Here is a 1,555-nt window from a genome sequence, read left to right on the forward strand (position 1 = left end):
AAAGGGGAGTGGTGGAGCCGACGGACCAGACCTGTAGTAGGTGAGTGATGGGGTGACGCAGGAAGGTAGTCCATCCCGGGCGGTGGTTGTCCCGGGGTAAGGGTGTAGGCCGTGCGATAGGCAAATCCGTCGCACTTGTGGCTGAGACCTGATGCCGAGCCGATTGTGGTGAAGTGGATGATCCTATGCTGTCGAGAAAAGCCTCTAGCGAGTTTCATGGCGGCCCGTACCCTAAACCGACTCAGGTGGTCAGGTAGAGAATACCGAGGCGTTCGGGTGAACTATGGTTAAGGAACTCGGCAAAATGCCCCCGTAACTTCGGGAGAAGGGGGGCCATCACCGGTGAGGGAACTTGCTTCCTGAGCTGGGGGTGGCCGCAGAGACCAGCGAGAAGCGACTGTTTACTAAAAACACAGGTCCGTGCGAAGCCGTAAGGCGATGTATACGGACTGACGCCTGCCCGGTGCTGGAACGTTAAGGGGACCGGTTAGTCAAGATTCGTCTTGGCGAAGCTGAGAACTTAAGCGCCAGTAAACGGCGGTGGTAACTATAACCATCCTAAGGTAGCGAAATTCCTTGTCGGGTAAGTTCCGACCTGCACGAATGGCGTAACGACTTCTCGACTGTCTCAACCATAGGCCCGGTGAAATTGCACTACGAGTAAAGATGCTCGTTTCGCGCAGCAGGACGGAAAGACCCCGGGACCTTTACTACAGTTTGATATTGGTGTTCGGTTCGGCTTGTGTAGGATAGCTGGGAGACTGTGAAGCATTGGCGCCAGCCAGTGTGGAGTCGTCGTTGAAATACCAGTCTGGTCGTGCTGGATGTCTAACCTGGGTCCGTGATCCGGATCAGGGACAGTGTCTGATGGGTAGTTTAACTGGGGCGGTTGCCTCCCAAAGAGTAACGGAGGCGCCCAAAGGTTCCCTCAGCCTGGTTGGCAATCAGGTGTTGAGTGTAAGTGCACAAGGGAGCTTGACTGTGAGACCGACGGGTCGAGCAGGGACGAAAGTCGGGACTAGTGATCCGGCGGTGGCTTGTGGAAGCGCCGTCGCTCAACGGATAAAAGGTACCCCGGGGATAACAGGCTGATCTTCCCCAAGAGTCCATATCGACGGGATGGTTTGGCACCTCGATGTCGGCTCGTCGCATCCTGGGGCTGGAGTCGGTCCCAAGGGTTGGGCTGTTCGCCCATTAAAGCGGTACGCGAGCTGGGTTTAGAACGTCGTGAGACAGTTCGGTCCCTATCCGCTGTGCGCGTAGGAGTCTTGAGAAGGGCTGTCCCTAGTACGAGAGGACCGGGACGGACGAACCTCTGGTGTGCCAGTTGTCCTGCCAAGGGCATGGCTGGTTGGCTACGTTCGGGAGGGATAACCGCTGAAAGCATCTAAGCGGGAAGCCTGCTTCGAGATGAGGACTCCCACCCCCTTGAGGGGTTAAGGCTCCCAGTAGACGACTGGGTTGATAGGCCAGATCTGGAAGGCGGGTAACCGCTGGAGGTGACTGGTACTAATAGGCCGAGGGCTTGTCCTCAGTTGCTCGCGTCCACTGTGTT

1 rRNA gene is annotated in these 1,555 nt (G+C 56.9%); it reads left to right on the plus strand.

From position 1 onward, the window contains the following. A 23S ribosomal RNA gene (locus ACIBK0_RS51925) occupies window positions 1-1,533 on the plus strand; the annotation flags it as partial. Window positions 1,534-1,555 lie beyond the last annotated feature (22 nt).

This window comes from Streptomyces sp. NPDC050564 (assembly GCF_044457265.1).
In the GTDB taxonomy this organism is placed as follows: Bacteria; Actinomycetota; Actinomycetes; order Streptomycetales; family Streptomycetaceae; genus Streptomyces.